1 protein-coding gene and 1 pseudogene are annotated in these 1550 nt (G+C 41.2%); both read left to right on the top strand.

Annotated elements, in window-relative coordinates:
- A pseudogene (locus ABUA34_RS14265) lies at window positions 1-932 on the top strand (hypothetical protein); the annotation flags it as partial.
- Window positions 933-1337: 405 nt separating this feature from the next.
- The coding region (locus ABUA34_RS14260) for a hypothetical protein (RefSeq protein WP_438286291.1) at window positions 1338-1550 on the top strand (213 nt) is incomplete at its 3' end.

Below are 1550 nucleotides of genomic sequence, written 5' to 3'. Positions count from 1 at the left end.
CGGTTGGGCAGAAGATGCAGGCTAAAGCCGCACCCATACGAGAGGGAGTAATAGTAATCAAACAAGAAACCACTATGCAGGAACTCCAGCAGTTTGCCACGGTCTGCAAAGAACGTTTCGGTATCGAAGCATTTCAAATCCATATACACAAGGACGAAGGATACATGAACGCAAAGCAGTGGACACCTAACCTTCATGCCCATGTAGTTTTCGATTGGACGCAGCCGAATGGGAAAAGCGTGCGTTTATCGCGTGATGACATGGCAGAACTCCAAACCATAGCATCTGAAACACTGGGTATGGAACGTGGCGTTTCTTCTGACCGCAAACACTTATCGGCTATGCAGTATAAGACCGAATGTGCGAAAGAACAGCTTCAGGAACTATCCAACGATATATCCAGTGCATTAGACAAATACAAGGACGCACAAAACCAGCTTCTTCAGCTTCAGAAGGAACTACGTTCCATTGAAACAAAGAAGAACGTCCAAAAACTCATTTCTAAGGCTTCAGAGAAGTTTTACGGCTTGATTGGAAAAACAGTCAACGATAGGGAAAAGGATGCCTTAAAAGCCAAAGTAAAGACTTTAGAGGGGGAAAATGAACAACTATCCGATAGACTGGGAAAGGCTATACTTGAAAAAGAGCGAAACAGCACAAAGGCATTCAAAGCCGAGAATGACAAGGAGTATTATAGACAACAAATGGACAACGCAAGGACAACCAGTAACCGATTAAGGACGGAGAACCAAGAACTAAAGACCGAAACCAAGGAATTGAAAAAAGAACTTGGTAAGATGAAAGACTTGTTCAATTCCGAACAACTGGAGGCTTTAAGACATCATTTCCCTAACATATCGAAAGCTATGGAAGAGGGGAAAGACCTACTCAAGCAAATCACCAGAAGCAGAGGTTTCGGTATGGGTATGTAACCCCCCCCCGCCCCCAAAGGGGGAGCGACCAAACGGCAGCCTCTCTCAATGGAGTGTTACACCGTTCGGATTCAGAAAACATTTTGCAGGGTTCGGAAAACGGTTGTGTGCTTATTCTAAAAAAAGTTTATGGTGTGGCGCTCGTCGGGACGGGTGGTCCCGCCCCTTGCCGCTAGGCGCTCCCCGACCGATGATTTTTAAGTGACTGATTTTGTGCTGTTTTGGGGGTATATTAAGAATAAAAGAAATAGAATAAGTTAAGTACTTGATACACAATATAGGGCATTTTCCATATTGGAAATTCTCATTTTCCAATCTAGAAAATACTGATTTCCTAATATAATACTAAACAGGAAAATAATATTTCCCTTAATATTGTTTTTATGGAAAATAATAGTTTACTTTGTGGAGAATAATATTTCCCAAAAACACATCAAAATGGAAAATAAAAAAGCAGTTAAGTTAACCGATTTTCAAAAGAACGAAGAAAATCCTTTTATGAAACAAGCTATAGAAGGTATTGAAAATCATGTTGTTAAAAAGTATAAGAGTAATAGTGGTGGCGATAAGAGAGCCGTAGTAGCTTTAGCCGACACTGAAACTGGAGAAGTGTTTAAG

Source organism: Coprococcus sp. RTP21428st1_C9_RTP21428_210409, assembly GCF_040227395.1.
In the GTDB taxonomy this organism is placed as follows: domain Bacteria; phylum Bacillota; class Clostridia; order Lachnospirales; family Lachnospiraceae; genus Coprococcus; species Coprococcus aceti.
The sequence above is the reverse complement of the archived record's forward strand: the minus strand, read 5'-3'. Positions and strand labels throughout refer to the sequence as shown.